This window comes from Brevundimonas sp., assembly GCF_031082345.1.
In the GTDB taxonomy this organism is placed as follows: domain Bacteria; phylum Pseudomonadota; class Alphaproteobacteria; order Caulobacterales; family Caulobacteraceae; genus Brevundimonas.
This window is the reverse complement of the sequence record NZ_JAVHLH010000365.1, coordinates 1-1,967: the sequence shown is the minus strand read 5'-3', so window position 1 is coordinate 1,967 and position 1,967 is coordinate 1. Positions and strand designations below refer to the sequence as shown.

At 66.6% G+C, this 1,967-nt stretch carries 3 protein-coding genes and 2 pseudogenes; 2 read left to right on the top strand and 3 right to left on the bottom strand.

The window, feature by feature from the left end:
* Both RDU12_RS15355 and RDU12_RS15350 read right to left on the bottom strand, forming a co-directional pair.
* A pseudogene (locus tag RDU12_RS15355) lies at window positions 1–214 on the bottom strand (hypothetical protein); the annotation flags it as partial.
* Complete coding sequence (locus RDU12_RS15350) at window positions 196–549, bottom strand: chromosomal replication initiator DnaA (protein ID WP_308685506.1); 354 nt, start codon at window positions 547–549, stop codon at window positions 196–198. The pseudogene RDU12_RS15355 and the gene RDU12_RS15350, both read right to left, overlap by 19 nt.
* 290 nt (window positions 550–839) lie before the next feature.
* Between RDU12_RS15350 and ctrA the strand changes: the two genes are divergently transcribed.
* Both ctrA and RDU12_RS15900 read left to right on the top strand, forming a co-directional pair.
* On the top strand, window positions 840–1,547 hold the full coding sequence (gene ctrA / locus RDU12_RS15345; RefSeq protein ID WP_300293402.1) for a response regulator transcription factor CtrA: 708 nt from the start codon (window positions 840–842) through the stop codon (window positions 1,545–1,547).
* A 134-nt stretch (window positions 1,548–1,681) separates the two neighbouring features.
* Window positions 1,682–1,858 (top strand): annotated as a pseudogene (locus RDU12_RS15900) (dihydrodipicolinate synthase family protein); the annotation flags it as partial.
* On the opposite strand, the gene RDU12_RS15895 reads toward RDU12_RS15900, so the two are convergent.
* On the bottom strand, window positions 1,846–1,929 hold the full coding sequence (locus RDU12_RS15895) for a hypothetical protein (protein ID WP_374990236.1): 84 nt from the start codon (window positions 1,927–1,929) through the stop codon (window positions 1,846–1,848). The pseudogene RDU12_RS15900 and the gene RDU12_RS15895 sit on opposite strands and share 13 nt — an antisense overlap.
* Window positions 1,930–1,967 lie beyond the last annotated feature (38 nt).

The window sequence follows — 1,967 nt, the reverse complement described above, 5'->3', positions numbered from 1 at the left end:
CCGTCCAGCCGCCGCCCGGCCGCGCCTTCAACCCCGGATCGGCGATCAGGGCCCGGAAATCGGCCTCGCCCAAGGTCGCCTGCACCCGCGCCCGCCGGTCCGCCCCGGTCCGCACCGCATAGCCGCCGCCCGCGACCGCCTCGATCCAGCCGTTCGGCCGCGACAGCAGCCGCCGGGCCCGCGCCCGCTCGCCGCTCATGCCGGCAGTTCGCATTTCGGCGCCTCCATCACCGCCTTGGCGCAGCGCTCCAGCCGGTCCAGCAGGTCGTCCATCGCCGGCCGGTCGCGCCCGTCCTCGGCCCAGCGGCAGGCCGCCGCCGCCGTCGAGCGGTTCAGCCCGAAGGCGTGGCCGACCCGGTCCATCGGCCAGCCGAAGGTCACATAGGACAGGTACATGGCCAGCCAGCGCGCCCGGCACGCCTTGCCCTCCAGCCGGGCCCGCATCTCCATCCGTTCCTTCGGCACCCCGGTCGAAGCGGCCACCAGCTCCAGCGCCAGCCCGGCCCTGACCCTGTCCTCGCGCCGCACCGGCACCCGATACGCATCCATTCCGCTTCTCCCATCCTCATCGGCGGCGGACGCGTCCCGCAGCCGGAGATAGGAATATATGTCTACGATCCGTCGAAATCGGTCGTATCGTCGGGCCGCGCCATCAAAAGGTTAAAAAAAGTCGGCTGGTTGACTCGGGACTCTCGACGCCGATTCGCAAATCAGCCTACGATTCGTTTTGGGACAGGCGTTAACCCTTCTTAAGTTTTTCCCCGGTTAACGTTCGAACAAGGTTACCCCGAAGCGGGGCGGTTACATTTATAGTCAAGCTCTTGCCTGGAGGGGCATCAATGCGCGTCCTGCTAATCGAAGATGATCACGCGACCGCGCAGAGCATCGAGCTCATGCTCAAGTCCGAAGGCTTCAATGTCTACACGACCGACCTCGGCGAGGAAGGCATCGACCTCGGCAAGATCTATGACTACGACCTGATCCTGCTCGACCTGAACCTGCCCGACATGAACGGCCTCGAGGTCCTGCGCCAGCTGCGCGTCGGCAAGGTCAATACGCCGGTGATGATCCTCTCGGGCTCGTCGGAGATCGAGACCAAGGTCAAGACCTTCGGCGGCGGCGCCGACGACTATATGACCAAGCCCTTCCACAAGGACGAGCTGATCGCCCGCACCCACGCCGTGGTCCGCCGCTCCAAGGGTCACGCCCAGGCCATCATCCACACCGGCGAGATCGCCGTGAACCTGGACGGCAAGACGGTCGAGGTAAACGGTCACCGCGTCCATCTGACGGGCAAGGAATACCAGATGCTGGAGCTGCTCTCGCTCCGCAAGGGCACCACCCTGACCAAGGAAATGTTCCTCAACCACCTGTACGGCGGCATGGACGAGCCCGAGCTGAAGATCATCGACGTCTTCATCTGCAAGCTGCGCAAGAAGCTGGCCACGGCCGCCGGCGGCAAACACTATATCGAGACCGTCTGGGGCCGCGGCTACGTCCTGCGCGACCCGTCGGAATCCAGCGCCCCGGTCACCGCCGCCGCCTGATCCGGCCGACCGTCGAGACATCAAAACGCCCGTCGGATCGCTCCGGCGGCCGCTTCTTCGTCGTGCTGAAACGCGGCGTAACCGGGTTTGTCAGCGACGCGCCGTCCGCGGCGCTATGCGGTGGCCATCGCAAGATGGAGACTCCCATGGCGCTGTTCGAAGGCGTGTCGGCCTTTCCCCCAACCCCGATAGACGCCGACGGCGTCGTGGACCTCGATGCGCTGCAACGCCGGGTCGAGCGCCTGGTCGCGGCGGGCGTCGACTCCCTCTGCGTGCTGGGCAGCACCGGAGCCTACGCCTATCTCGACCGGGCCCAGCGCCGCAGGGCGATCGAGGCGGCCGTCGAGGCGGCGGCGAATTCGCGGCCCCTCTTGAGGACGATCTCCCCGTTGGTCCCGAGGTCGATGAACAGCTCCCGGC